The sequence below is a fragment of the Polaromonas sp. P4_F4 genome (genome assembly GCF_056401355.1).
Genome location: NZ_JBFUJO010000004.1, coordinates 154,840 through 177,019 on the forward strand (window position 1 = coordinate 154,840; position 22,180 = coordinate 177,019).

The 22,180-nt window shown below is 60.3% G+C and carries 29 protein-coding genes and 1 tRNA gene; 26 read left to right on the forward strand and 4 right to left on the reverse strand.

What is annotated here, in order from left to right; genetic code table 11:
• Window positions 1–13: 13 nt before the first annotated feature.
• From AC1DUR_RS06490 to AC1DUR_RS06605, 24 genes are all read left to right on the forward strand, one after another.
• Entirely contained in the window at window positions 14–1,630 is a 1,617-nt protein-coding gene (locus AC1DUR_RS06490) for a glycerol-3-phosphate dehydrogenase/oxidase (RefSeq protein ID WP_477718932.1), read from the forward strand.
• A 490-nt stretch (window positions 1,631–2,120) separates the two neighbouring features.
• Window positions 2,121–2,489, forward strand: coding sequence for a 50S ribosomal protein L14 (gene rplN, locus AC1DUR_RS06495; RefSeq protein WP_007869247.1), 369 nt, complete (start codon window positions 2,121–2,123; stop codon window positions 2,487–2,489).
• A 9-nt stretch (window positions 2,490–2,498) separates the two neighbouring features.
• The gene (rplX, locus tag AC1DUR_RS06500; RefSeq protein ID WP_477718933.1) at window positions 2,499–2,819 is read left to right on the forward strand and encodes a 50S ribosomal protein L24; all 321 of its coding nucleotides are present in this window, start codon (window positions 2,499–2,501) and stop codon (window positions 2,817–2,819) included.
• Window positions 2,820–2,821: 2 nt separating this feature from the next.
• Window positions 2,822–3,361: a 50S ribosomal protein L5 gene (gene rplE, locus AC1DUR_RS06505; protein ID WP_477718934.1), complete on the forward strand. Its 540-nt coding sequence runs from the start codon at window positions 2,822–2,824 to the stop codon at window positions 3,359–3,361.
• 8 nt (window positions 3,362–3,369) lie between these two features.
• Window positions 3,370–3,675, forward strand: coding sequence for a 30S ribosomal protein S14 (rpsN, locus tag AC1DUR_RS06510; RefSeq protein WP_293405188.1), 306 nt, complete (start codon window positions 3,370–3,372; stop codon window positions 3,673–3,675).
• Between the two features lie 18 nt (window positions 3,676–3,693).
• On the forward strand, window positions 3,694–4,089 hold the full coding sequence (rpsH, locus tag AC1DUR_RS06515; RefSeq protein WP_122954342.1) for a 30S ribosomal protein S8: 396 nt from the start codon (window positions 3,694–3,696) through the stop codon (window positions 4,087–4,089).
• Window positions 4,090–4,113: 24 nt separating this feature from the next.
• Entirely contained in the window at window positions 4,114–4,647 is a 534-nt protein-coding gene (gene rplF, locus AC1DUR_RS06520) for a 50S ribosomal protein L6 (RefSeq protein WP_477718935.1), read from the forward strand.
• Window positions 4,648–4,658: 11 nt separating this feature from the next.
• Complete coding sequence (gene rplR, locus AC1DUR_RS06525) at window positions 4,659–5,024, forward strand: 50S ribosomal protein L18 (RefSeq protein ID WP_007869273.1); 366 nt, start codon at window positions 4,659–4,661, stop codon at window positions 5,022–5,024.
• Between the two features lie 17 nt (window positions 5,025–5,041).
• Complete coding sequence (rpsE, locus tag AC1DUR_RS06530) at window positions 5,042–5,560, forward strand: 30S ribosomal protein S5 (RefSeq protein WP_011481461.1); 519 nt, start codon at window positions 5,042–5,044, stop codon at window positions 5,558–5,560.
• A 12-nt stretch (window positions 5,561–5,572) separates the two neighbouring features.
• Window positions 5,573–5,755 (forward strand): 50S ribosomal protein L30, encoded by a 183-nt coding sequence (rpmD, locus tag AC1DUR_RS06535; protein WP_011481462.1) that lies wholly within the window; start codon window positions 5,573–5,575, stop codon window positions 5,753–5,755.
• Window positions 5,756–5,768: 13 nt separating this feature from the next.
• Window positions 5,769–6,200 carry a 50S ribosomal protein L15 gene (rplO, locus tag AC1DUR_RS06540; protein ID WP_477718936.1) on the forward strand — a complete coding sequence of 144 codons (432 nt, stop codon included), beginning with the start codon at window positions 5,769–5,771 and terminating at the stop codon, window positions 6,198–6,200.
• A gap of 20 nt (window positions 6,201–6,220) precedes the next feature.
• On the forward strand, window positions 6,221–7,540 hold the full coding sequence (secY, locus tag AC1DUR_RS06545; RefSeq protein WP_477718937.1) for a preprotein translocase subunit SecY: 1,320 nt from the start codon (window positions 6,221–6,223) through the stop codon (window positions 7,538–7,540).
• Between the two features lie 18 nt (window positions 7,541–7,558).
• On the forward strand, window positions 7,559–7,777 hold the full coding sequence (gene infA / locus AC1DUR_RS06550) for a translation initiation factor IF-1 (protein WP_007869286.1): 219 nt from the start codon (window positions 7,559–7,561) through the stop codon (window positions 7,775–7,777).
• Window positions 7,778–7,805: 28 nt separating this feature from the next.
• Window positions 7,806–7,919: a 50S ribosomal protein L36 gene (gene rpmJ / locus AC1DUR_RS06555; protein WP_011481465.1), complete on the forward strand. Its 114-nt coding sequence runs from the start codon at window positions 7,806–7,808 to the stop codon at window positions 7,917–7,919.
• Between the two features lie 25 nt (window positions 7,920–7,944).
• Window positions 7,945–8,310 (forward strand): 30S ribosomal protein S13, encoded by a 366-nt coding sequence (gene rpsM, locus AC1DUR_RS06560; protein WP_011481466.1) that lies wholly within the window; start codon window positions 7,945–7,947, stop codon window positions 8,308–8,310.
• A gap of 13 nt (window positions 8,311–8,323) precedes the next feature.
• Window positions 8,324–8,728, forward strand: coding sequence for a 30S ribosomal protein S11 (gene rpsK, locus AC1DUR_RS06565; protein ID WP_007869288.1), 405 nt, complete (start codon window positions 8,324–8,326; stop codon window positions 8,726–8,728).
• A 128-nt stretch (window positions 8,729–8,856) separates the two neighbouring features.
• Complete coding sequence (gene rpsD / locus AC1DUR_RS06570) at window positions 8,857–9,480, forward strand: 30S ribosomal protein S4 (protein ID WP_477718938.1); 624 nt, start codon at window positions 8,857–8,859, stop codon at window positions 9,478–9,480.
• A gap of 95 nt (window positions 9,481–9,575) precedes the next feature.
• Complete coding sequence (locus AC1DUR_RS06575) at window positions 9,576–10,565, forward strand: DNA-directed RNA polymerase subunit alpha (RefSeq protein WP_011481468.1); 990 nt, start codon at window positions 9,576–9,578, stop codon at window positions 10,563–10,565.
• A gap of 82 nt (window positions 10,566–10,647) precedes the next feature.
• Window positions 10,648–11,046, forward strand: coding sequence for a 50S ribosomal protein L17 (gene rplQ / locus AC1DUR_RS06580; protein WP_477718939.1), 399 nt, complete (start codon window positions 10,648–10,650; stop codon window positions 11,044–11,046).
• A gap of 18 nt (window positions 11,047–11,064) precedes the next feature.
• Window positions 11,065–11,141: transfer RNA gene (locus AC1DUR_RS06585), tRNA-Met, on the forward strand.
• A 312-nt stretch (window positions 11,142–11,453) separates the two neighbouring features.
• Window positions 11,454–12,245, forward strand: a complete 792-nt coding sequence (locus tag AC1DUR_RS06590) for a DUF3348 domain-containing protein (RefSeq protein WP_477718940.1) — start codon at window positions 11,454–11,456, stop codon at window positions 12,243–12,245.
• Complete coding sequence (locus AC1DUR_RS06595) at window positions 12,242–14,413, forward strand: DUF802 domain-containing protein (RefSeq protein WP_477718941.1); 2,172 nt, start codon at window positions 12,242–12,244, stop codon at window positions 14,411–14,413. Before AC1DUR_RS06590 ends, AC1DUR_RS06595 begins: the two co-directional genes overlap by 4 nt.
• Window positions 14,410–15,063, forward strand: a complete 654-nt coding sequence (locus AC1DUR_RS06600; protein ID WP_477718942.1) for an OmpA family protein — start codon at window positions 14,410–14,412, stop codon at window positions 15,061–15,063. Before AC1DUR_RS06595 ends, AC1DUR_RS06600 begins: the two co-directional genes overlap by 4 nt.
• On the forward strand, window positions 15,056–15,823 hold the full coding sequence (locus AC1DUR_RS06605) for a DUF2894 domain-containing protein (protein ID WP_477718943.1): 768 nt from the start codon (window positions 15,056–15,058) through the stop codon (window positions 15,821–15,823). Before AC1DUR_RS06600 ends, AC1DUR_RS06605 begins: the two co-directional genes overlap by 8 nt.
• Window positions 15,824–16,142: 319 nt before the next feature.
• On the opposite strand, the gene AC1DUR_RS06610 is transcribed toward AC1DUR_RS06605, so the two are convergent.
• From AC1DUR_RS06610 to AC1DUR_RS06625, 4 genes are all read right to left on the reverse strand, one after another.
• Window positions 16,143–16,349 (reverse strand): dodecin, encoded by a 207-nt coding sequence (locus AC1DUR_RS06610; protein WP_011481474.1) that lies wholly within the window; start codon window positions 16,347–16,349, stop codon window positions 16,143–16,145.
• A gap of 363 nt (window positions 16,350–16,712) precedes the next feature.
• The gene (locus AC1DUR_RS06615) at window positions 16,713–17,924 is read right to left on the reverse strand and encodes a pyridoxal-phosphate-dependent aminotransferase family protein (RefSeq protein WP_477718944.1); all 1,212 of its coding nucleotides are present in this window, start codon (window positions 17,922–17,924) and stop codon (window positions 16,713–16,715) included.
• A 269-nt stretch (window positions 17,925–18,193) separates the two neighbouring features.
• On the reverse strand, window positions 18,194–18,895 hold the full coding sequence (locus AC1DUR_RS06620) for a GntR family transcriptional regulator (RefSeq protein ID WP_477719050.1): 702 nt from the start codon (window positions 18,893–18,895) through the stop codon (window positions 18,194–18,196).
• Window positions 18,896–18,963: 68 nt separating this feature from the next.
• Window positions 18,964–19,689 carry a maleate cis-trans isomerase family protein gene (locus AC1DUR_RS06625; RefSeq protein WP_477718945.1) on the reverse strand — a complete coding sequence of 242 codons (726 nt, stop codon included), beginning with the start codon at window positions 19,687–19,689 and terminating at the stop codon, window positions 18,964–18,966.
• A gap of 308 nt (window positions 19,690–19,997) precedes the next feature.
• On the opposite strand from AC1DUR_RS06625, the gene hydA reads away from it, so the two are divergent.
• Entirely contained in the window at window positions 19,998–21,434 is a 1,437-nt protein-coding gene (gene hydA, locus AC1DUR_RS06630; RefSeq protein ID WP_477718946.1) for a dihydropyrimidinase, read from the forward strand.
• Window positions 21,431–22,177, forward strand: coding sequence for an aspartate/glutamate racemase family protein (locus tag AC1DUR_RS06635; protein WP_477718947.1), 747 nt, complete (start codon window positions 21,431–21,433; stop codon window positions 22,175–22,177). Before hydA ends, AC1DUR_RS06635 begins: the two co-directional genes overlap by 4 nt.
• Window positions 22,178–22,180: the final 3 nt, after the last annotated feature.

The following is a 22,180-nucleotide window of genomic DNA, read 5'->3' on the forward strand; positions in this document are numbered from 1 at the left end:
CCCACTACGGAAAATGAGGCCCATTTCAACTGAATCCACGCCGCTGCCGACGCGGCGCCATGAGCTGATCGCCCGGCTGGCCCAACCCTGTCAGTACGACATCGCCATCATCGGCGGCGGCGCCACCGGCCTGGGCGTGGCGCTTGATGCCGCGGCGCGCGGGTTCTCTGTCGTGCTGGTCGAATCGCACGACTTTGCCAAAGGCACCTCGTCGCGGGCTACCAAGCTGGTGCATGGTGGTGTGCGCTATCTGGCGCAAGGCAATATTTCATTGGTGCGCGAGGCCTTGCACGAGCGCACCACGCTGCTGGCCAATGCGCCGCACCTGGCGCAGCCCCTGGCTTTTGTCATGCCTTCCTACAAGTTCTGGGAAGCGCCTTTTTATGGCGTGGGGCTGAAGATGTACGACGCCCTGGCCGGCAAGGCCGGACTGGGGCCAACAGAGTTTTTGAGCCGAACCGAAACGCTGGGCTACCTCCCCACGGTCCAGTTGCAAGGACCCAATGGCCGCCTGCGGGGCGGCGTCAAGTACTGGGACGGCCAGTTTGACGACGCGCGCCTGGCCCTGGCGCTGGCCCGCACCGCCGCCCGCCAGGGCGCGCTGCTGGTCAATTACTGTGCCGCCACGGGGTTGATTCATGAAAACGGCAAACTGGCGGGCCTTCACGCGCAGGACCAGGAAACGGGTCGCCTTTTTGAGATCAAGGCCAAATGCGTGGTGAATGCGGCGGGTGTCTGGGTCGACCAGCTGCGCTTGCAGGACGGGCAGGCGACAGGCCGCGAAGCCCAACCCATGGTCGTACCCAGCCAGGGCGTGCACATCGTGGTGGACCGGTCGTTTTTACCGTCCGACCACGCGATGCTGATTCCCAAGACGGCTGACGGCCGGGTGCTGTTTGCCGTGCCCTGGCTGGGTAAAACCATTTTGGGGACCACCGATACGCCGCGGCATGATTTGGCCCGCGAGCCGCTGCCGTTCAAGGAAGAGGTTGATTTCATACTGCGCGAATCGGCGCGCTACCTGAGCCGCGCGCCCGGCCCGTCCGACATCAAAAGCATCTGGGTCGGCCTGCGGCCCCTGGTCAAGCCGTCTGATGACCATGCGGAGAGAACCCAGGCCCTGTCGCGGGAACACACGGTGCGGGTCAGCAACAGCGGTCTGGTCACAGTGACCGGGGGCAAGTGGACCACTTACCGGGCCATGGCTGAGGATGTGCTGGACACCTGCTTCGCCGCGGGCCTGCTCCCGGGGCGTGCGGGTACCGTGACGACCCACCTGAAGTTAGTGGGCGCTCAGGATGCCGGCCATAAGATAAGCGATGCGCCGGGCGTTCACTTGTACGGAAGTGAAGCCGCAGCCGTGCAGAGCCTGCCGGGCGCCGACCATGAACTGGGAGGGGGGCTGACGGAAGCCATGGTGCGGTTTGCTGCCCGTTACGAGTACGCGCGTTGCGTGGAAGACGTGCTGGCTCGTCGCTCCCGCCTGCTGTTCCTGGACGCGGCCCAGGCCCGGTCGCTGGCGCCCGGGGTGGCGGCACTGCTTCTGCAGGAAAACGGGGTCGATCCGCAGCTGGAGGCATTTCAGGCGCTTTGTGGCCAGTACCTCAGCTTGCCAGCCGGAACGAGTTGAACGACTGAACGGCCCGAAACCGCCACGGAGGGCTTCGGTGATCCGGTCACCACTAACGCCACCATCCCCATCACCGCAACTCAACCATGAAGCCAGCAATGAAGCGAATTTTGCTACTCTTTTGGTAGCTGCTTATCCCGGTGAATATTAGGCTAAGGCCCGATTTGCCCGTAAATATCGTCACTGGCCTTGCGCGGGCCCGGGCGTAGCGGACGCTTCCCCGAATATGCCACCCGGTTGGTCTGCCGGCCCCAGCGGGCGTCTCTGGCTGTAATTGTGGGGTTATTTTCACAAGAGGCAGTTGACAGTGCTTTGGGATTCGGCCATAATCGTGGGCTTCGCTGTGAAAAAGGCGAAGAATTCTGCCCAGCGGAAGCATTGCAAGTGGTTTGTGATGTGGACGACGGGCCCAAGACTGACTGGGCTGTGGCTTGCGGGATCCGAGGATTTTGCAATGCGGCTTTCTGGTGCAAGTTGGGACTAAATTTAAATGATTCAAACGCAATCCAAACTCGATGTTGCTGACAACACGGGTGCTAAATCCGTGATGTGCATCAAGGTGCTGGGCGGATCCAAGCGCCGGTACGCCAGCGTTGGTGATGTCATCAAGGTGAGCATCAAAGAAGCCGCTCCCCGTGGCCGCGTCAAAAAAGGCGAGGTTTACAGTGCTGTGGTCGTTCGCACCGCCAAGGGCATCCGCCGCGGCGATGGTTCGCTCGTCAAATTCGATGGCAACGCGGCAGTGTTGCTTAACGCCAAGCTGGAGCCTATCGGCACCCGCATCTTCGGACCAGTGACGCGCGAGTTGCGCACTGAGAAGTTCATGAAGATCGTGTCTCTGGCTCCTGAAGTTCTGTAAGGACGCCCCATGAACAAGATTCGCAAAGGCGACGAAGTCATCGTGATCGCAGGTCGCGATAAAGGCAAGCGCGGCACGGTTTCGCTGCGCAAAGACGACAGCCACGTGCTGGTGGATGGGGTCAACCTGGTGAAAAAACACACCAAGCCCAACCCGCTCAAGGGCGCCACCGGCGGCATCGTCGAGAAAAGCATGCCGATTCACCAGTCCAATGTGGCCATTTTCAATGCTGCAACGGGCAAGGCGGATCGGGTTGGCATCAAGTTGTTGGCAGACGGCAAAAAAGTGCGCGTCTTCAAGTCCAGCGGCGACGAAATTAAGGCTGCATAAACATGGCACGCTTGCAAGATCAATACCGCGAAAAAATCGCGCCCAGCCTGATTGAGAAATTCGGCTACACCTCGCCCATGCAGGTTCCGCGCATCACCAAGATCACGCTCAACATGGGTGTGAGCGAGGCTGTTGCAGACAAGAAGGTCATGGACAACGCTGTGAGCGACATGGCCAAGATTGCCGGCCAGAAGCCTGTTGTGACCAAGGCCAAAAAGGCTATCGCCGGTTTCAAGATCCGCGAAGACCTGCCCATTGGTTGCATGGTGACGCTGCGCGGCGTGCAGATGTATGAGTTCCTCGATCGTTTCGTGACCGTGGCCCTGCCGCGTGTTCGTGACTTTCGCGGTATTTCCGGTCGCGCCTTTGATGGCCGCGGAAATTACAACATCGGCGTGAAAGAGCAGATCATTTTCCCTGAAATTGAGTACGACAAGGTCGACGCCCTGCGCGGTCTCAATATCAGCATCACCACAACGGCCAAGACCGATGAAGAGTGCAAGGCACTTCTCACCGCCTTCCGTTTTCCGTTCAAGAACTGAGGCGGGACATGGCAAAACAAGCTTTACTGCAACGTGAACTGAAGCGCGAAAAACTCGCGGCCAAGTTCGCCAAGAAATACGCTGAACTCAAGGCGACGTCCAACGACGCCAAGCGCTCCGATGAAGAGCGTCAGCTGGCTCGCCTCGAGCTGCAAAAGTTGCCCCGCAACGCCAACCCGACTCGCCAGCGTAACCGCTGCGAAATCACGGGTCGCCCGCGCGGTACGTTCCGTCAATTCGGCCTGGCTCGCGCCAAGATCCGTGAATTGGCTTTTGCTGGTGATATCCCTGGTATCACCAAGGCAAGCTGGTAAGCAATAGGAGAACCGCAAATGAGTATGAGTGATCCTATCGCCGACATGCTGACGCGCATCCGGAATGCACAAATGGTTGAAAAAGCCGTTGTGCTGGTGCCGTCGTCAAAAGTCAAGGTTGCCATCGCGCAGGTGTTGAAAGACGAGGGCTATATCGATGGCTTCTCCGTCAAGACCGACGAAGGCAAATCCCAACTGGAAATCGCCCTGAAGTATTACGCAGGCCGCCCCGTGATTGAGCGCATTGAGCGCGTCAGCCGCCCGGGCCTGCGTGTCTACAAAGGTCATGGCGCCATTCCCCAGGTCATGAACGGCCTTGGTGTGGCAATTGTCACGACGCCCCAGGGCGTTATGACGGATCGCAAGGCGCGCGCTACCGGCATCGGTGGTGAAGTGCTGTGCTACGTGGCCTAACGGCGGCATTGAGGAGAAACTGAAATGTCTCGTGTAGGAAAAATGCCGGTTACCGTGCCCCAGGGTGTGGATGTGGCAATCAAAGACGACCAGATTAATGTCAAGGGCGCTCTCGGCGCCTTGGCGCTGACGCAAAATGCGCTTGTCACCATCAAGAATGATGCCGGCAAGCTGACGTTTGCGCCTGCCAATGACTCGCGTGAAGCCAATGCCATGAGCGGCACGATGCGCCAGCTCGTGAACAACATGGTGACGGGTGTCACCAAGGGCTTCGAGAAAAAGCTTAGCCTGATCGGCGTGGGTTACAAGGCCCAGGCGCAAGGCGCCAAGCTGAACCTCACCGTGGGTTACTCGCATCCTGTGATCATGGACATGCCTGCTGGCATCACTGTCGCAACCCCAACCCCCACCGAGGTGGTGATCAAGGGTTCTGACCGTCAGCGTGTAGGCCAGATTGCCGCCGAAGTGCGCGCAGTTCGTCCTCCCGAGCCTTACAAGGGCAAGGGCATCCGTTATTCGGATGAGAAGATCACGATCAAAGAAACCAAGAAGAAATAAGGAGCTGCATCATGTTGACCAAAAAAGAGCAGCGCCTTCGTCGTTCACGCCAGACCCGGATCCGCATCGCCACGCAAGGTGTTGCCCGTCTGACCGTGAATCGCACCAATCTGCATATTTACGCCAGTGTCATTTCTGGCGACGGCACCAAGGTCCTGGCTGCTGCATCCACCGCGGAAGTGGAAGTGCGCAAGGAAATTGGCGCTTCGGGTAAAGGTGGAAACGTTGCTGCTGCGCAGGCCATTGGCAAGCGTATTGCCGAAAAGGCAAAAGCAGCAGGTGTGGAAAAAGTGGCGTTTGATCGCGCCGGTTTTGCGTACCACGGCCGCGTCAAAGCGCTGGCTGATGCGGCTCGCGAAGCTGGTTTGCAGTTCTAAGCAGACTGGAATTAAGTATGGCTAAGTTTCAAGCAAAATCGCAAAACGACGCTCCAGACGATGGTCTGAAGGAAAAGATGATCGCGGTCAACCGCGTCACCAAAGTGGTGAAGGGCGGCCGTATTCTCGGTTTCGCCGCACTGACAGTGGTTGGCGACGGTGACGGCCGCGTTGGCATGGGCAAGGGCAAGTCGAAAGAAGTGCCTGCAGCCGTGCAAAAGGCCATGGAAGAAGCGCGCCGCAACATGACCAAGGTCTCGTTGAAAAACGGCACCATCCACCACAATGTATTCGGCCACTGGGGTGCCGCCAACGTCATGATGGCGCCGGCTCCCAAGGGTACCGGCATCATCGCCGGCGGCCCGATGCGCGCTGTTTTTGAAGTGATGGGCATCACCGACATCGTGGCCAAGAGCCATGGTTCGAGCAACCCTTACAACATGGTGCGCGCCACGATGGATGCACTGAACAATTCCACCACGGCTTCTGAAATAGCGGCCAAGCGTGGTAAATCGGTCGAAGAAATCTTCGGCTAAGGCAGCATTGAAATGACCAAAGAAGCCAAAGTAAAAGTCCAGCTGGTTCGCAGCCCGATTGGCACCAAGGAATCACACCGCGCAACTGTGCGCGGCTTGGGCCTGCGCGGTGTCAACAGCGTCAGCGAATTGCAGGACACGCCCGCGGTGCGCGGCATGATCAACAAGATCAGTTATCTGGTCAAGGTTATCTGAGCGGAGACTCAACATGGAATTGAACGGAATCAAGCCTAGCCTGGGCGCAAAACATGCCAAGCGACGTGTCGGTCGCGGCATTGGTTCGGGCCTGGGTAAAACGGCTGGACGTGGTCATAAAGGCCAGAAGTCACGCGCTGGCGGTTATCACAAGGTGGGCTTCGAGGGCGGTCAAATGCCCATGCAGCGCCGCTTGCCCAAGCGCGGCTTCAAGTCGCATCTGCTCAAGTTCAACGCCGAGGTCACTCTGGGCGCGCTGGAGCAGCTCGGCCTGGCCGAAGTGGATCTGCTGGCGCTGAAGACTGCCGGCCTGGTGGGTCAGCTCGCCAAGAACGTCAAGGTCATCAAGTCGGGTGAACTGTCCAAGGCTGTCAAGCTGAACGGCATTTCCGCCACGGCGGGTGCCAAGGCCATTATTGAAGCCGCTGGCGGCTCCGTCGCTTAAATACCTGACTGGATAAATCAGTGGCAACCAGCTCGGCTCAAATTGTGAAAACCGGCAAGTACGGTGATTTGCGCAACAGGCTTGTGTTTTTGCTGCTGGCCCTGGTGGTGTACCGCATTGGCGCGCACATCCCGGTGCCGGGTATTGACCCTAGCCAGCTGAAAGAGCTTTTCAAGGGCCAGCAGGGCGGCATACTGAACTTGTTCAATATGTTCTCCGGTGGTGCCCTGGCGCGATTCACGGTGTTTGCCTTGGGCATCATGCCGTACATCTCGGCCTCGATCATCATGCAACTGCTCACGTATGTTGTGCCGACGTTCGAGCAGATGAAAAAAGAAGGCGAAGCCGGTCGCCGCAAGATCACGCAGTACACACGTTACGGAACACTGGCGTTGGCCCTGTTTCAGTCGATGGGTATCGCCGTGGCACTCGAAAGCTCACCCGGGCTGGTTCTGGTGCCTGGTTTTGGCTTCCGGATGACGGCGGTCTTCAGCCTGACCGCTGGAACGATGTTCCTGATGTGGCTGGGTGAGCAGATCACCGAGCGTGGTCTGGGTAACGGTATTTCGATTCTGATCTTTGCAGGTATTGCGGCAGGGTTGCCGAACGCCATGGGTGGCCTGCTGGAACTGGTGCGTACCGGGGCGATGAGTATCCTGATAGCGATCGTGATCGTGGCCGTCGTGGTTTTGGTGACGTATTTCGTCGTGTTTATCGAGCGGGGGCAGCGCAAGATTCTGGTGAATTACGCCCGCCGCCAGGTGGGCAACAAGGTGTATGGCGGGCAGTCTTCGCACTTGCCGTTGAAGCTGAATATGGCAGGCGTGATTCCGCCGATCTTCGCTTCCTCCATCATTTTGTTGCCGGCGACGGTCGTTGGATGGTTTAGTTCGGGTGAAAGCATGCGCTGGCTGAAAGACATTGCCGGCACATTGACACCAGGCCAGCCCATTTACGTGATGTTGTATGCCAGTGCGATTGTGTTTTTCTGCTTCTTTTACACGGCCCTGGTGTTTAACAGCCGTGAAACGGCAGACAACCTGAAAAAGAGTGGTGCGTTCATTCCAGGCATACGTCCGGGTGACCAGACGGCCCGGTATATCGACAAGATTCTGGTTCGTTTGACCTTGGCCGGCGCGGTGTACATCACGTTTGTGTGCCTGTTGCCAGAGTTTTTGATTTTGAAATACAACGTGCCGTTTTATTTCGGTGGCACGTCGTTGATGATCATTGTGGTGGTCACCATGGATTTCATGGCCCAGGTACAGAATTACATGATGTCGCAACAGTATGAGTCGTTGCTTAAAAAGGCGAATTTCAAGACGTCACTGGGCGGTTAACCGGATATTTGATGGGATATGTCTAAAGACGATGTGATTCAGATGCAGGGGGAGGTCGTTGAAAACCTTCCCAATGCAACTTTCAGGGTGAAGCTGGAAAATGGACATGTTGTACTTGGACACATCTCAGGAAAAATGCGCATGCACTACATCCGCATTCTTCCAGGTGACAAGGTGACAGTTGAATTGACACCATACGATTTATCGCGAGCACGAATTGTGTTCCGTGCCAAGTAAGCACAGAGAGAAAGTTTAGGAGAAAGAAATGAGAGTTTCAGCTTCGGTCAAGAAAATTTGCCGCAACTGTAAAATCATCCGCCGCAAGGGCGTTGTACGCGTGATCTGTACGGATCCGCGTCACAAGCAGCGCCAAGGCTGATTTTCAAGAGATTTAGAGGACGCACATGGCACGTATCGCTGGTATCAATATTCCGCCGCAGCAGCACGCCGAAATCGGCTTGACTGCAATTTTCGGCATAGGTCGCACACGCGCTCGCAAGATTTGCGAAGCATGTGATATCGCCTATTCGAAAAAAATCAAAGATCTGACTGACGGCGATCTGGAAAAAATCCGTGACCAGATTGCTCTGTTCACCATCGAGGGCGATTTGCGTCGTGAAACCACGATGAACATCAAGCGCCTGATGGACATCGGCTGCTACCGTGGTTTCCGCCATCGTCGCGGCCTGCCCATGCGTGGCCAGCGCACACGGACCAATGCCCGCACCCGCAAGGGTCCGCGCAAGGCCGCTGCTGCTTTGAAGAAATAATTGAGAGGTCGTCATGGCAAAATCACCAAGCAATAACGCCGCACAGCGCGTTCGCAAGAAAGTACGCAAGAACGTGGCGGATGGCATTGCCCACGTCCACGCTTCTTTCAACAACACGATCATCACCATCACGGATCGCCAGGGCAATGCATTGTCCTGGGCTTCTTCCGGTGGTCAGGGTTTCAAAGGTTCGCGCAAGTCGACGCCTTTTGCAGCGCAGGTTGCATCCGAGGTGGCTGGCCGTGCTGCCATTGAGCAGGGCATCAAGAATCTTGACGTTGAAATCAAGGGCCCAGGTCCCGGACGCGAATCTTCCGTCCGTGCACTAGGCGCGCTGGGCATCCGGATCAATTCGATTGCCGACGTTACCCCGGTTCCGCACAACGGCTGCCGCCCACAAAAGCGCCGCCGCATTTAATTGCCTTGCCTGCTCTGGTTGATTGCCTTGCAGTCAGCCAGGTCAGGCATTTTTTATCAAGCCCACCGCCGTTAGGTTCACACCGAAGGCTCCTGCAGCAATGCAGCAGATGACACAAGGACACTCAAGTGGCACGCTATCTCGGCCCCAAGGCCAAACTATCCCGCCGTGAAGGCACCGACCTTTTCCTGAAGAGCGCACGCCGCGCCATCAGCGACAAGGCCAAATTTGATTCGAAGCCCGGCCAGCACGGTCGTACTTCAGGTACCCGTACTTCCGACTTCGGCCTGCAGCTGCGCGAAAAGCAGAAGGTCAAGCGCATGTACGGCGTGCTGGAGAAGCAGTTCCGCCGCTATTTCGAGGAAGCCGATCGCCGCAAAGGCAACACCGGCGCCAACCTGTTGTTCATCCTGGAATGCCGCCTGGACAACGTGGTGTACCGCATGGGCTTCGGTTCGACCCGCGCCGAAGCGCGCCAACTGGTGTCGCACAAGGCCATCACGGTCAACGGCGGTTCGGTCAACATTCCTTCGTACATGGTCAAGGCCGGCGACGTCATCGCCGTGCGCGACAAGTCGAAGAAGCAGACCCGCATCACCGAAGCGCTCGAGCTCGCAAAACAGGTCGGCCTGCCCGCCTGGGTCGATGTGAACGCCGACAAGGGCGAAGGCACCTTCAAGAAGGTTCCTGACCGCGATGAGTTTGCCGCCGACGTCAACGAATCGTTGATTGTCGAGTTGTACTCACGCTAATTTTTCGTTCCTGCGATACGGGGCACCGTATCGCCAGGGTGTGCTTCGCCGGCCTTATCGGTGTAACGAACCGAGGGTATTGAGAGGAAGACTGCATGCAGACCAATTTGTTGAAACCTAAAACCATCAATGTGGAGCAGCTTGGCGCGAATCGCGCCAAGGTGACTCTGGAGCCATTCGAGCGTGGCTACGGCCACACGCTGGGCAATGCCCTGCGCCGTGTGTTGTTGTCCTCCATGGTTGGCCATGCCGCCACTGAAGTGACCATTGCCGGCGTTCTGCATGAGTACTCGTCCATCGACGGTGTGCAGGAAGACGTCGTCAACATCCTGTTGAACCTCAAGGGTGTGGTGTTCAAGCTCCACAACCGCGACGAAGTCACGCTGAGCCTGCGCAAGGACGGCGAAGGCCCCGTCACTGCCGCCGACATCCAGACGCCGCACGACGTGGAAATCATCAACCCTGAACATGTGATCGTGAATCTGTCGCACGGCGGCAAGATCGACATGCAGATCAAGGTTGAGAATGGCCGTGGCTACGTGCCGGGCACCATGCGTCGCTATGGCGATGAGTCACCGAAATCCATCGGCCGCATTGTGCTGGACGCTTCGTTTTCCCCGGTCAAGCGCGTGAGCTACACCGTCGAAAGCGCCCGCGTTGAGCAGCGCACGGACCTGGACAAGCTGGTCCTCGAAATTGAAACCAATGGTGCAGTGACCGCTGAGGATGCTGTCCGCGCATCGGCGAAGATTCTCGTTGAGCAGCTGGCTGTGTTCGCTCAGCTGGAAGGCAATGAACTGGCGGCATTTGATGCACCGGTGCAGCGCAGCTCGCAGCAGTTTGATCCTATCCTGTTGCGCCCTGTCGACGAGCTTGAGCTCACGGTGCGTTCGGCAAACTGCCTGAAAGCAGAAAACATTTACTACATTGGCGATCTGATTCAGCGTACTGAAAATGAGCTGCTCAAGACTCCCAATCTCGGACGGAAATCTCTGAACGAGATCAAGGAAGTGCTGGCTTCCCGCGGCTTGACTCTGGGCATGCGCCTTGAGAGCTGGCCACCTGCAGGCCTGGACAAACGTTAATTTGTAAAACTGACCATCTTCGAAGAGATGGCGCACGGGCAGTACCTGATACGGCTGCCTGATTATTAAAAAGGAAATCACCATGCGACACGGACACGGACTACGTAAACTGAACCGCACCAGCGAGCACCGCCTCGCCATGCTGCGCAACATGATGAACTCGCTGCTTCAGCACGAAGTCATCAAGACCACCCTGCCAAAGGCCAAGGAATTGCGCCGTGTGGTGGAACCGATGATCACGCTGGCCAAAGAGCCAACGCTGGCCAACAAGCGTCTCGCCTTCGATCGCCTGCGCGACCGCGACATGGTGGTCAAGCTGTTTGCAGAACTGGGCCCACGCTACAAAGCCCGTCCTGGTGGCTACACCCGCATCCTGAAAATGGGTTTTCGCGTTGGCGACAATGCACCCATGGCCCTGGTTGAATTGGTGGATCGTCCTGAAATAGAAGACACTACTACTGACGCGGCGAAGGCAGAGTAAGGTATACTAAACACATATCGCGCGGTGGAGCAGCCTGGTAGCTCGTTGGGCTCATAACCCAAAGGTCGTAAGTTCAAATCTTGCCCGCGCAACCAACATCCAAGCCGTCAAGGCTGGTAGCAAACGCCCACTTCATGTGGGCGTTTTGCTTTGTGCCCACTCTGTGCCTATATCGTGCCCAGCCTGTGCCACAAAATTTCTCAAAATTCAGCAGTGACCATTGGCTATTTCTGCAGGTAGCCGTGTCACTGACCGACTGATGAGCGTTTCTGGTCGTAGGGGGCGGTTCGGTTCAAGTTCCGACAGACCTTATTTCAAAGGCGTCTTTTTGCGGTGTCTGCGGTGGTGGTCTCGACAGGGGCCATGTTTTCGATGACTTTGGCTACTTATGTAGAGTCCGACAGACTTTGTTCCCACGTTTCAACGTCAAAGGAATGTATTTGCCCAGGAATTTCAGCAGCGCAAGACTCGTTCGCTTGCTCAGTGATTTGGCCTCCGTGGATGTTGAGGCGTCGAGGCAGGACTTTGCGGAACGATTGGGCCTGTGGTTGGACGTTTTCGATGGCATCACGCTCCATGCGGCGCACCAGTCGATCAAGACGGTTGACGAAGAGAAACCATCGGATGCGCTGTTGGGCAGAACCTTCGCTCTGGAAGAAGAATTTCATCGGGTGCGAACAGCCTTGGTGAAGGCCATCACAGCAAGCAGTGCATCCCCTGCCAGCGGAAAACAAGTCAGGAACCCGATACCCCAGCCAGAAGCCGCCACGGAAACGGACGCTGGATATGCACCGTATCACCAGCGTTATCTCGACCAGCAACGCCACATGGCATTGAGGATTGATGCATTGCGTGCCCATGTCCGGCAAGCCATCGCGAAGGTCTCTCCCCAACTCGGGCAGCTGGCAACCTTCGATGCCGTGATGGACCAGATGCTCGGTGGCCGGGAGCAAAAACTGCTGTCAACGGTGCCTGTGCTGCTTGAGCGACGTTTCGGGCACTTGCGCAAAACCCACCAGCTCGGGCTCGACCTTGCGCAGCAGCAGGACGACCCGGCCTTGTGGCGACAACCGGGCGGGTGGCTGGACGTCTTCGGCAAGGAGATGCAGGAGGTCTTGCTGGCGGAACTGGGGGTCCGGCTGCAGCCGGTCGTGGGACTAATTGAAGCATTCAGCAACGAGGTTAAGAAGTACCAATGAACAGGATTTTTTTTGCAGTCGCCTTCGCCATCGGTCTGATGACCGTGACCTGGGTGGGGTTGGGGTTTGTCGGTTCGAGCTGGATCGCCCTGGTCATGACGGCGGTGATTGCCGGGGTTTATTTGCTGGGCGCGTTTGAACTCAGACAGTTTCGCGCTGCCACAGCCTCGCTGGCGGCGGCGCTTGCCGACATTCCTCAGCCGCTGCCGGACATCGGCGTCTGGCTAGTCGGCGTACCTTCTTCCCTGCAAAACTCCGTGCGTTTACGGATCGAGGGTGAACGGGTCGCCTTGCCGGGCCCCGCGTTGACACCGTACCTGGTGGGGCTGCTGGTGATGCTGGGGATGCTCGGTACCTTCCTGGGGATGGTTGTGACCTTCAAGGGGGCCGTGTTCGCTCTGGAGGGCTCGACGGATCTTCACGCTATCCGGTCGGCGCTAGCCGCACCCATCAAGGGCCTGGGGCTAGCATTTGGCACCTCGGTGGCCGGGGTGGCCGCGTCGGCCATGCTGGGTCTGCTGTCGGCCATCAGCCGCCGCGAGAGGGTGGACGTCGCGCGGCAGCTGGACTCCCGTATTGCGACCGTCTTTCGGCCGTTTTCGCTCGCCCATCAGCGTCAGGAAACCTTCAAGGCGCTGCAGGTGCAGGCGCACGCCTTGCCCGACGTGGTCGACAAGCTGCAGGCCATGATGGAGGGAATGGAACGCCGGAGCCAGCAGTTGAACGAGCAGCTGCTGGGCAGTCAGGCGCATTTCCACCGTGAGGTGAGCGTCGCCTACACCGGTCTGGCCGACACCGTCGGGCAGTCCCTGAAAGACAGCCTGACGGCCAGCGCAAGAGTGGCGGGCGAGAGCATCAAGCCCGTGGTCGAGGCGGCGATGTCGGAAATTGCGCAGGAATCGAAGCGTCTGCACGAGCGCGTGAGCGACGCAGCGCAGACCCAGTTGACGGGCCTCTCGGCCCAGTTCAGCGCCACCGCCCGCACCGTGTCCGAGACCTGGACGACGGCTCTCCAGAACCATGCGCGGACCAGCGAAAGCCAGGTTAGTGGCCTGGACCGGGCACTGGCGGCCTTCACGGACACCTTCGAGCAGCGCTCCGGCGCGTTGCTGGCAACGGTCGGCGAGGCCGTGTCCAGCTCGCAATCGGACCAGGCCTCGGCGGATCGGCAGAGACTGCAGGCCTGGACGCAGGCGATGGAGTCCATGGCGGCCACGCTGCACGGCGAATGGCAGCGCGTCGGGGCGCAGTCGCTCGCCCAACAGCAGGCCGTCTGCCAGACACTGGAGAAAACCGCCGGCGAGATCACCCAGCGCAGCAGCGATCAGGCCAGCCGGACACTTGCCGACATGACGCGGCTGTTGGCCCAGTCCGAAGCGCTCATTCGTTCGCGCATGGATTCGGAGGCCGACTGGATGAAGCAGCACGGCGACCGCATGGACCAGCTGGCCAGTGTGTGGCGCACCGAACTCGGTGCGCTCAGGGAAGAAGAAGCAACGCGCGGCAACGCCGCCGTCGAGCGGTTGGGCGAACTGCAGGCAGCGCTGGCCACGCATCTGGCCACGCTGGGCGCCGCGCTGGAAGCGCCCATGACCCGCCTTATGCAAACGGCCTCCGAGGTACCCCAGGCGGCGGCTGGCGTGATTGCGCAATTGCGTCAGGAAATAAGCCGGATCGCCGAGCAGGACAACCTTGCGCTAGAGGAGCGCACCGCCGTGATGGACAAGATCAATGCGCTGCTCCAGACCATCAACCAGGCCGCGGGCGAACAGCGCGCGGCGATCGAGTCGCTGGTGGGCTCGGCGGCGGCTGTGCTGGACAAGGCCGGCAGCCAGTTTTCTGAAACGCTGGGGGCGCAGGCCGGCAAGGCGGAGAACATGGCGGCGCACGTCACCGGCAGCGCGGTCGAGCTGGCTAGCCTGGGCGAATCCTTCAACCATGGCGTCCAGCTTTTCAACGCGACCAACGAGAAGCTGATTGAAAGCCTGCAGCGCATGGAAGGCACCATGAGCCAGTCCATGGCGCGAAGTGACGAACAACTCGCCTACTACGTGGCGCAGGCGCGCGAGGTAATCGACCTCAGCATCACCTCGCAGCAGGGCATCGTCGAAGACCTGCGCCAACTCCACAGCAAGCAAGCCTCGCTGTCCGAGGGAGTCGCTGGATGATCGACCTTGACGAAAGGGGCGACGGCATGGAGCAGACCGCGCCAGTCTGGGCCGTTTTCGGAGACCTGATGTCGGGCTTGCTGGGCGCTTTCGTGCTGATCCTGGTCGGGGTGCTGGTGGTCCAGATGGACCTGATGGCCAACCTGGAGGCTGAGGTGCAAAAGCGCCGGGTGGAGGAGCAGCGCCGCATCGCCCTGGAAAAGGCCCTGGCCATTCCGCTGGCAACGGGCCGGGTCACACTGAACAACGGACGCATTGGCATCAGTGGCAGCGTGTTGTTCCCCCTGAACTCGGACCAGTTGCGTCCCGACGGCCGGCTACTGCTGAAGAGTCTCGTGCCCCCGTTGCAGGTCTACCTGGGTGAGCGCGATGAACTGTTGATGGTGAGCGGTTTTACCGACGACAAGCCCATCCAGGAAGGCAACCAGCGCTTTGCGGACAACCTGGCGCTGTCGGCCCAGCGCGCCCTGACGGTGACCCGTGCCCTGATCGAGGAAGGCATGCCGTCGTCACTGGCCTTTGCCGCGGCCTTTGGCGCAGAGCAGCCGGTCGCCTCCAACACGGATGAAAAGGGACGCGCGCTGAACCGGCGCGTGGAAATGGCGCCGGTGCCCAAGTCCGCCAATGTGAAACCCTCCGCCCATGAGTGAGTCGGGCCGCGCCGAAATGCCGCATTCGCAGCAGGATGGAGAAAAGTCGCTGCAGTCGTGGCATGCGTCCTTGCGAAGTGAGGGAGCCCAGCGCCTCGACCCCGCGCGCTTTCATTACCTGGAGCTGCTGTCGCAGCGCATGGACACAGCGCCAGGCGAGGTGCGACGCATCCTGGAAGGCAAGCTCAAAGTTGCACTGGCGGACTATGGCGAACGCTTCAGGCAGGCGCAGAAGGCAGCCAGCGACGAGTTGGCGTGCCTGTCAGCCAGGCATCCGGACCTGGCCCGTGAACTGCAGCGGCTGTTCGCGGCTGGTGATTACGGCGGCATGCGCCGGCTGGGCGCGCAGTCGGCGTTCAACAGGCCCGGCGCGCCGCTGGCCCAGCTGAACCAGTACATCCAGAACGTGAAGCAGGACGGTATCGATCACCGCCTGGGGAGCGGTCTTGGGCGCAGTCTGGTCAGCGACATGGGGGTCAGTTCTGAGATGGCGAGCGTCCGTCGCTTCAGGGAGGCGTGGTCCAGGATTGCTGCCGAAGACCAGGTGGACCAGGCCGTCGGGCGAGGGCCTGTCAACGCCGGCCCGCTGAATTCGCACATGCTGGTGCTTCGTTCCCTTGCGTTGATGCGCAAGCTGTCACCCGACTACCTGCGGCGCTTTCTGTCGCATGTGGACACCTTGCTGTGGCTCGATCAGGCAAACCAGAAATACACGCCGGTGAAGGCGAAACCGGCGCGTCGAAGCCGGCAAAAAAAATGAAGGCGAGTTGCATGTGCTCTGGGTCCTGCTGGCCGGTCGTCGCTCAGAAGGTGAGCGCGTAAAACTGGTGAGTTGCGGACGCGCCTTGTCGTTGGCGGCGAGCATCTCCCCCTTAGTCACATGTGCGCGTTTTTGTCTTTGGGTAAAGATTGTTTTGGGCTGTCTGTCAGGCTGCACGCCTCAAATTCCATCAGCGTTCAGTCTTCAGCACGATGCTTCGGCAGGGGCCTGCCGAGACTGGCGAGATCAAGTCGAGGCCGCTACAGCCTTCATCGATGGCGCCCCTTGCCGGCACGCCGCAATGTCTCTGTCCTGGCGACTATTCCAGCGTGAAGCCGATCTTCATTGAAACCTGCCAGTGCGCCACCTTGCCGTCGACCACATGGCCACGCGTTTCGGTGACGGTGAACCACTGGATGTTTCGCACCGTCTCATGTGCCTTGGCAATGGCGGTGCTCACGGCATCTTCGATGCTGGTGGCGGAGGAACCGGTGAGTTCAAGCTGCTTGTAGACATGGCTGCTCATGTGTCGCTCCCAGGAGTTGATCGGTCTGTCAAAGCTTAAGGGTTTTGTATTGGAACCACAAGCATGAAGCCGTGAGTCAGTGCCTGCCCTGCAGACGCAAAAAAATACCGAGCCCAATTGATGAAGGCAAGCGAAGAAGCTACCCGTGCATGCCGGGTGAGCCTTCATCGATCAGGCGGCTTTCCGATCGGGTCGCGGCTTCCGAGTGTGGTGTTGCACGCTATCCGGTACATAAAACCGTGTCTTTTTGCCCATGGCGGCGTTGCAAATCCTCGCAATAGTGGAACTATTGCTGTGGTTTGCGCCTTGCCCTGAACAAAAATCCATCGGTTTTATTTGTACCGTCAAGCATGCAACACCACACTAACCCAGTGTCGCTGCAGGCTGTGCCGTGGCAGCCAGATACTCCATGGCCGCCGAGGTGCCGCTCTCGCGCAGGCGTACGCCTGCGAGTTTCAGACCCATCTCACAACCCGCGAGCGCGGCCAGCAGGGTGAGGTCATTGCATTCGCCGAGATGGCCGATGCGGAACATCCGGCCCTTGACCTTGCCGAGCCCAGCGCCCAGCGACATGTTGAAGTGCTGGTAAACGATTTGCCGGACCCGGTCGGCATCCACGCCCTCGGGCATCATCACGCCGGTCAGCACCGGGGAGTAGACCGCCGGGTCGGCGCACTGGATTTCCAGCCCCCAGGCCTCTACGGCATTGCGGCAGGCCTTGCCCAGGCGCTCGTGGCGGGCAAAAACCTGGGGCAGTCCCTCGGCCGAGATCATGTCCAGCGCCTCGCTCAGGGCATACAGCAGGTTGGTATTCGGTGTGTAGGGCCAGTAGCCCGTCTGATTCATTTCAACAATCTCGTCCCAGGCCCAGAATGCCTTGGGCAGCCTGGCGTCGCGGCTGGCGGCCAGCGCCTTGGGTGACAGCGCGTTAAAGCTGATGCCCGGCGGCAGCATCAGGCCTTTTTGCGAGCCGCTGATGGTGACGTCGACGCCCCATTCGTCATGTCGGTAGTCGGCTGAGGCCAGGCCTGAAATGGTGTCGACCAGCAGCAGGGCGGGATGCTTGGCCGCATCAATGGCGCGGCGCACGGCCGCGATGTTGGAGGTGACGCCGGTGGAGGTCTCGTTGTGGACCACGCACACAGCCTTGATTTGATGCTGCGCGTCGTTGCGGAGCCGCTGCTCGATCATGTCGGCCTGCACGCCGTTTCGCCAGCCCTCGGTGCCCGGCAGGCCGATGAATTCTGGCTTCAGGCCCAGCCGCAGCGCCATCTTGTTCCAGAGGCTGGCGAAGTGGCCGGTCTCGAACATGAGCACGGAGTCCCCCGGGCTCAGCGTGTTGACCAGTGCGGCCTCCCACGCGCCGGTGCCGGAGGCCGGGTAGATGACCACGGGATGACGCGTCTTGAAAACGTCCTTGATGCCGGATAGCACCTTGCGCCCGAGGGCGCCGAATTCAGGTCCGCGATGGTCGATGGTGGGGTAGCTCATGGCGCGCAGCAGGCGATCCGGCACGGGGCTGGGGCCTGGGATCTGCAGGAAATGGCGACCGGCGGGATGGAAATTCAGGTTCATCGGGTTCTCCTTCAATAAATTTGCATACAATTTATGGAGAATGTACGACCCTTCGTGCCCTATGTGAATGGGCTTATTGGCTTAAGTAGTCTGAACTTTTGTATGCATAATACAAAAATTGCAGAATAAAGCTTGTTGATGAAGCTGCGCCCGGCCGCTCAAAAGAATGCGAATGTGCTTGAAGGCAGAGGTCGCAGCAGGGCCGACCCTTGCCGGGCGGCTGGGATGGAGCGCCACGCGGGGCGGCGTGGGCGTTGGAGAGTGCTGGTTCAGCTGCCGAAAATCGCCTCGAGATCCGCTTCCCCGGCGGTGCTGTCGAGCTTGAGGCTGTGCTCGATGTGGTGAAGGTGATCCAGCATGAGTTTTTCGGCGCGTACCCGGTCGCGCTTGGCGATCGCGTCGACGATCACCGTGTGCTCGTCGGCACGGCAACTGCTGGCCGTGGGTGCGTCGTACAGGAAGATGATGAGGCAGGTCAACATGCATAGCTCGCGCATGCTGCGGGCCAGCGCCGAGTTGCCTGCCAGCTCCGCCGTCAGGGTATGGAATTCGCCGGACAACCTGATCACCGCGCGCTTGTCTTCGCGCCGGCGGGCATCGAGTTCCAGCTCCTGGTGTTGCCGCAGGCGGGCGACTTTCTCGGGGGTGAGGGTGTCGATCAGGCGCTTGAGCACGGCCGGCTCGATCAGCCGGCGCGCTTCGAACACGTCGCGCGCCTGCTCGATCGAGGGCTTGGCCAGGTAGGCCCCGCGCTGGGGATAGAGTTCCACGATCTGCTCATGCGCCAGGCGGGCCAGCACCTCGCGGATGCGCGCCCGGCTGGTGCCGAAGATGTCGGCCAACCTCTCCTCGCCCAGCTTGGTGCCGGGGTGCAGGCGGTGTTCCAGAATGGCGACATAGATCCTTTCATAGATCGCATCGATCGTGTTTTCCCGGTCGAGGCGGCTCGTGGACTGGCGCGTGCTGGTCATGTCGGTCTGATTGGTGGAGGAGGGTGACTGCATTCTATCGAGTGCATCCTCATCCTCACTCGAGGGTCTCACGAGCATTGGAAAAGCCTCCCCCAGCCGGTGATGTTGGCTGATGGCATGCCGGCAGCGCGCAGCATGCCCCACACGGTGGTGCTCACGGTGTCCAGCAGCGGGATGCCCAGCTCTTCTTCTACCTGCTGCGCCATCGGCGCGGCGCGCAGGTTGGTGCAGAAGGTGGTGATGGCCTGCGGGCCATCGGCCGCCACCTCGCGCATCAACGCCAGCAGCGTCGACGGCTCGACACCGGCGAAGTCATGGTTGACGCGGATCCCCAAGTGGCGTTCCGCCACCACCTCGATGCCGAGCGCGCGGTAATTGGCCATGATGCGCTGCTGCACATCCGCGGTGTAGGGCGTCACCAGCGCCAGCTTGCGCACACCCTGCAGCGCCAACAATTCATTGAGCGCCAATACGGCCGTGGTGGCCGGAATGCCGGTGCGCTCGCGGATGCGCTCACACAGGCGGTGGTCGGCCTCGAAGCCCAGCCAGCCCGAAGACGTGCCGCTCCAGCCAATCACATCGACCTTCGCGTCGGCCAGCAGCTCGGCCGCCGCCAGGATTTTGCTGTCGTCAAACTGCCCCAGCGCCTGCGCGTCCAGCGAGATTTCGGTCACCCTGAAGCGTGAGAAGTGTGCGCTAACACCTGGAATTTCTACCGCTATGGCACTGGTCAGAGGCTCCAGGGCGGTATTGGACGAGGGGGTCAATACGCCGAGGCGAACGGGCTGGGTCATGGGCTGGCTCCTGAAAGAGGTTGTGGCAAGGATAGGGCATGGAAGCCTCCTTGCTGGTGATTGTGAACTTTATCGCAAAACTGTTGACATTAGTGTTAACACTACTGTCTGCAATTTAATTATCGTCGATATTACGCACATGTGCCGAAAAGCTCCGAATGGGCTGGGCCCGGAATTTGCGATGACGACACTATTCTTGATCTGAAAATGACAATGCACCAAAACAAATTAATGCAAAACATGTCAACAATCATGTTTGCACTAAAGACGACACTTATTCACCGGCTTGGTGCGTATGGGGCGGGTGTATGAGCAGCGCACCGTTTGACCTGGTGATTCGAAACGCGCGTGTTGCGACGGCCAGCGACACCTTCCATGCCGACATCGGGGTGCTTGGCGGGCGGATAGCCCAATTGGGAACCGGCCTGGGCCGCGGCGAGAAGGAGATCGATGCGGCTGGCCGCGTAGTCACCCCCGGAGGCGTGGACGCGCATTGCCACCTCGACCAGCCGATGGCGCCGCCCCTACGCATGGCCGACAACTTTGACACTGGCACGCGTGCTGCGGCCTGCGGCGGGACCACCACCGTGATTCCGTTCGCGGCGCAGGAAAAAGGCCAATCGCTGCGTGCCGCGGTGGATGACTACCACCAGCGCGCCGACGGACGCGCGCATGTCGATTACGCCTTCCATCTGATCGTCAGCGACCCGACACCGGAAGTCCTGAACGTGGAACTGCCGGCGCTGATCGCCGAAGGCTACACCTCGTTCAAGATCTACATGACCTACGACGACCTGAAGCTTGACGATGGCCAGATTCTCGACGTGCTGGACGTGGCGCGCCAGCATGGCGCCATGGCCATGGTGCATGCCGAAAATGCCGACTGCATCGAATGGCTGACGAAGCGGCTCGAGGCCGCCGGGCGTACCGCGCCGCGCTTTCATGCCCATGCGCGGCCCATGCTCGTCGAGCGGGAAGCGACGCACCGGGCGATCGCGCTGTCGGAGCTGGTGGACGTGCCGATTTTGATCGTGCATGTGTCGGGCCGTGAAGCGGTTGAGCAGATCCGCTGGGCGCGTGCCCAGGGCCTCAAGGTGTTTGCCGAAACCTGCCCGCAGTACCTGTTCCTGACCGCCGAGGACCTGGGGATTGACGACAGCTACCGTGGCGCGCGCTGTGTCTGCAGCCCGCCGCCGCGCGACAAGGCCAACCAGGAGGTGATCTGGAATGGCCTCAATGACGGCCTGTTCACCCTGTTCTCGTCCGACCATGCGCCGTTCAACTACGAGGGCACCGAGGGCCGCAAGCCCGGCGGCGAGGAAGTCAGCTTCCGCCACATCCCGAACGGCCTGGCCGGTATAGAGACGCGCATGGCGCTGCTCTACTCCGAAGGCGTGCTCGGCGGGCGCATCACACTCGAAAAATTCGTTGAGCTGACCGCTACCAACCCGGCCAAGGCCTATGGCCTGCACCCCCGCAAAGGCACGATCGCCATCGGCGCCGATGCCGACCTGGTGATCTGGGACGAACGCGAGTTCGTGCTGCGCAACACGCAGCTGCACCACGCGGTGGATCACACACCCTACGAAGGCAGGACCCTGAAAGCCTGGCCCGGGCTCACGCTGTCGCGCGGCGAGGTGGTGTGGGACGGAAAAGACTTCCATGGCCGGGCCGGTCGCGGCCAGTTCCTGGCCTGTGGCGCACCCTCGCTGATGCCGTCGCGCCACCTCGGGAGGCCGGCATGAAGCTGCTGCTGATCAACCCCAATATCTCGGAGAGCGTGTCGGAGCTGATCCGCAGCGAAGCGCAACGCAGCGCTTCGGCAGGCACCGAGATCGAGGTGCTGACCGCGCCCTTCGGTGTGGCCTATATCGAAACGCGCTTCGAAGCGCTGATCGGCGCCTACGCGGCGGCCCAGCTCGCCGCCGAGCACCATGCGCGTTTCGACGCGGTGGTGGTCGCAGCCTTCGGCGACCCGGGGCTCACCGGCCTGCGCGAAGCCCTGCCGGTGCCGGTGACCGGGCTCACCGAAGCCGCGCTGGCCAGTGCCTGCCTGCTCGGCAACCGCATCTCCATCATTGCCATCTCTCAGCGCATCCAGGCGTGGTACCGCGAGGTGGTGCAGTCCTATGGCCTGGGCTCCCGGCTGGCCAGCATCCGGGCGCTGGACCGGCCGCTGGCCAGCATCGGCCAGGTGCAGGACGAGCACGCCCAGGCGCTGAAAGCGCTGGCCGAACGCGCGGTCGATGAGGATGGGGCCGATGTCATTGTGCTGGCCGGCGCTCCCCTGGCGGGGCTGGCACGCGCGCTCAAGGGCCAGCTGCCGGTGCCCGTGGTCGATGGCGTCTCCAGCGCGGTACGCCACGCCGAAACCCTGGCCGCCCTGCAGCCCGGCACCGCGCAGCGCGGCAGTTTCTCCCCGCCGCCCGTCAAGCCGAATCGCGGCTTGCCTCCCGCCATCGCCAAGCTGCTCGACCGGACCAGCTGATTC

Bases quoted from the DNA above. Each gene is read 5' to 3' on its own strand.
- AC1DUR_RS06490 (WP_477718932.1), top strand. From the start codon at position 14: ATGAGGCCCATTTCAACTGAATCCACGCCGCTGCCGACGCGGCGCCAT.
- rplN (WP_007869247.1), top strand. From the start codon at position 2,121: ATGATTCAAACGCAATCCAAACTCGATGTTGCTGACAACACGGGTGCT.
- rplX (WP_477718933.1), top strand. From the start codon at position 2,499: ATGAACAAGATTCGCAAAGGCGACGAAGTCATCGTGATCGCAGGTCGC.
- rplE (WP_477718934.1), top strand. From the start codon at position 2,822: ATGGCACGCTTGCAAGATCAATACCGCGAAAAAATCGCGCCCAGCCTG.
- rpsN (WP_293405188.1), top strand. From the start codon at position 3,370: ATGGCAAAACAAGCTTTACTGCAACGTGAACTGAAGCGCGAAAAACTC.
- rpsH (WP_122954342.1), top strand. From the start codon at position 3,694: ATGAGTATGAGTGATCCTATCGCCGACATGCTGACGCGCATCCGGAAT.
- rplF (WP_477718935.1), top strand. From the start codon at position 4,114: ATGTCTCGTGTAGGAAAAATGCCGGTTACCGTGCCCCAGGGTGTGGAT.
- rplR (WP_007869273.1), top strand. From the start codon at position 4,659: ATGTTGACCAAAAAAGAGCAGCGCCTTCGTCGTTCACGCCAGACCCGG.
- rpsE (WP_011481461.1), top strand. From the start codon at position 5,042: ATGGCTAAGTTTCAAGCAAAATCGCAAAACGACGCTCCAGACGATGGT.
- rpmD (WP_011481462.1), top strand. From the start codon at position 5,573: ATGACCAAAGAAGCCAAAGTAAAAGTCCAGCTGGTTCGCAGCCCGATT.
- rplO (WP_477718936.1), top strand. From the start codon at position 5,769: ATGGAATTGAACGGAATCAAGCCTAGCCTGGGCGCAAAACATGCCAAG.
- infA (WP_007869286.1), top strand. From the start codon at position 7,559: ATGTCTAAAGACGATGTGATTCAGATGCAGGGGGAGGTCGTTGAAAAC.
- rpmJ (WP_011481465.1), top strand. From the start codon at position 7,806: ATGAGAGTTTCAGCTTCGGTCAAGAAAATTTGCCGCAACTGTAAAATC.
- rpsM (WP_011481466.1), top strand. From the start codon at position 7,945: ATGGCACGTATCGCTGGTATCAATATTCCGCCGCAGCAGCACGCCGAA.
- rpsK (WP_007869288.1), top strand. From the start codon at position 8,324: ATGGCAAAATCACCAAGCAATAACGCCGCACAGCGCGTTCGCAAGAAA.
- AC1DUR_RS06575 (WP_011481468.1), top strand. From the start codon at position 9,576: ATGCAGACCAATTTGTTGAAACCTAAAACCATCAATGTGGAGCAGCTT.
- rplQ (WP_477718939.1), top strand. From the start codon at position 10,648: ATGCGACACGGACACGGACTACGTAAACTGAACCGCACCAGCGAGCAC.
- AC1DUR_RS06595 (WP_477718941.1), top strand. From the start codon at position 12,242: ATGAACAGGATTTTTTTTGCAGTCGCCTTCGCCATCGGTCTGATGACC.
- AC1DUR_RS06600 (WP_477718942.1), top strand. From the start codon at position 14,410: ATGATCGACCTTGACGAAAGGGGCGACGGCATGGAGCAGACCGCGCCA.
- AC1DUR_RS06605 (WP_477718943.1), top strand. From the start codon at position 15,056: ATGAGTGAGTCGGGCCGCGCCGAAATGCCGCATTCGCAGCAGGATGGA.
- AC1DUR_RS06610 (WP_011481474.1), bottom strand. From the start codon at position 16,349: ATGAGCAGCCATGTCTACAAGCAGCTTGAACTCACCGGTTCCTCCGCC.
- AC1DUR_RS06615 (WP_477718944.1), bottom strand. From the start codon at position 17,924: ATGAACCTGAATTTCCATCCCGCCGGTCGCCATTTCCTGCAGATCCCA.
- AC1DUR_RS06620 (WP_477719050.1), bottom strand. From the start codon at position 18,895: ATGACCAGCACGCGCCAGTCCACGAGCCGCCTCGACCGGGAAAACACG.
- AC1DUR_RS06625 (WP_477718945.1), bottom strand. From the start codon at position 19,689: ATGACCCAGCCCGTTCGCCTCGGCGTATTGACCCCCTCGTCCAATACC.
- hydA (WP_477718946.1), top strand. From the start codon at position 19,998: ATGAGCAGCGCACCGTTTGACCTGGTGATTCGAAACGCGCGTGTTGCG.
- AC1DUR_RS06635 (WP_477718947.1), top strand. From the start codon at position 21,431: ATGAAGCTGCTGCTGATCAACCCCAATATCTCGGAGAGCGTGTCGGAG.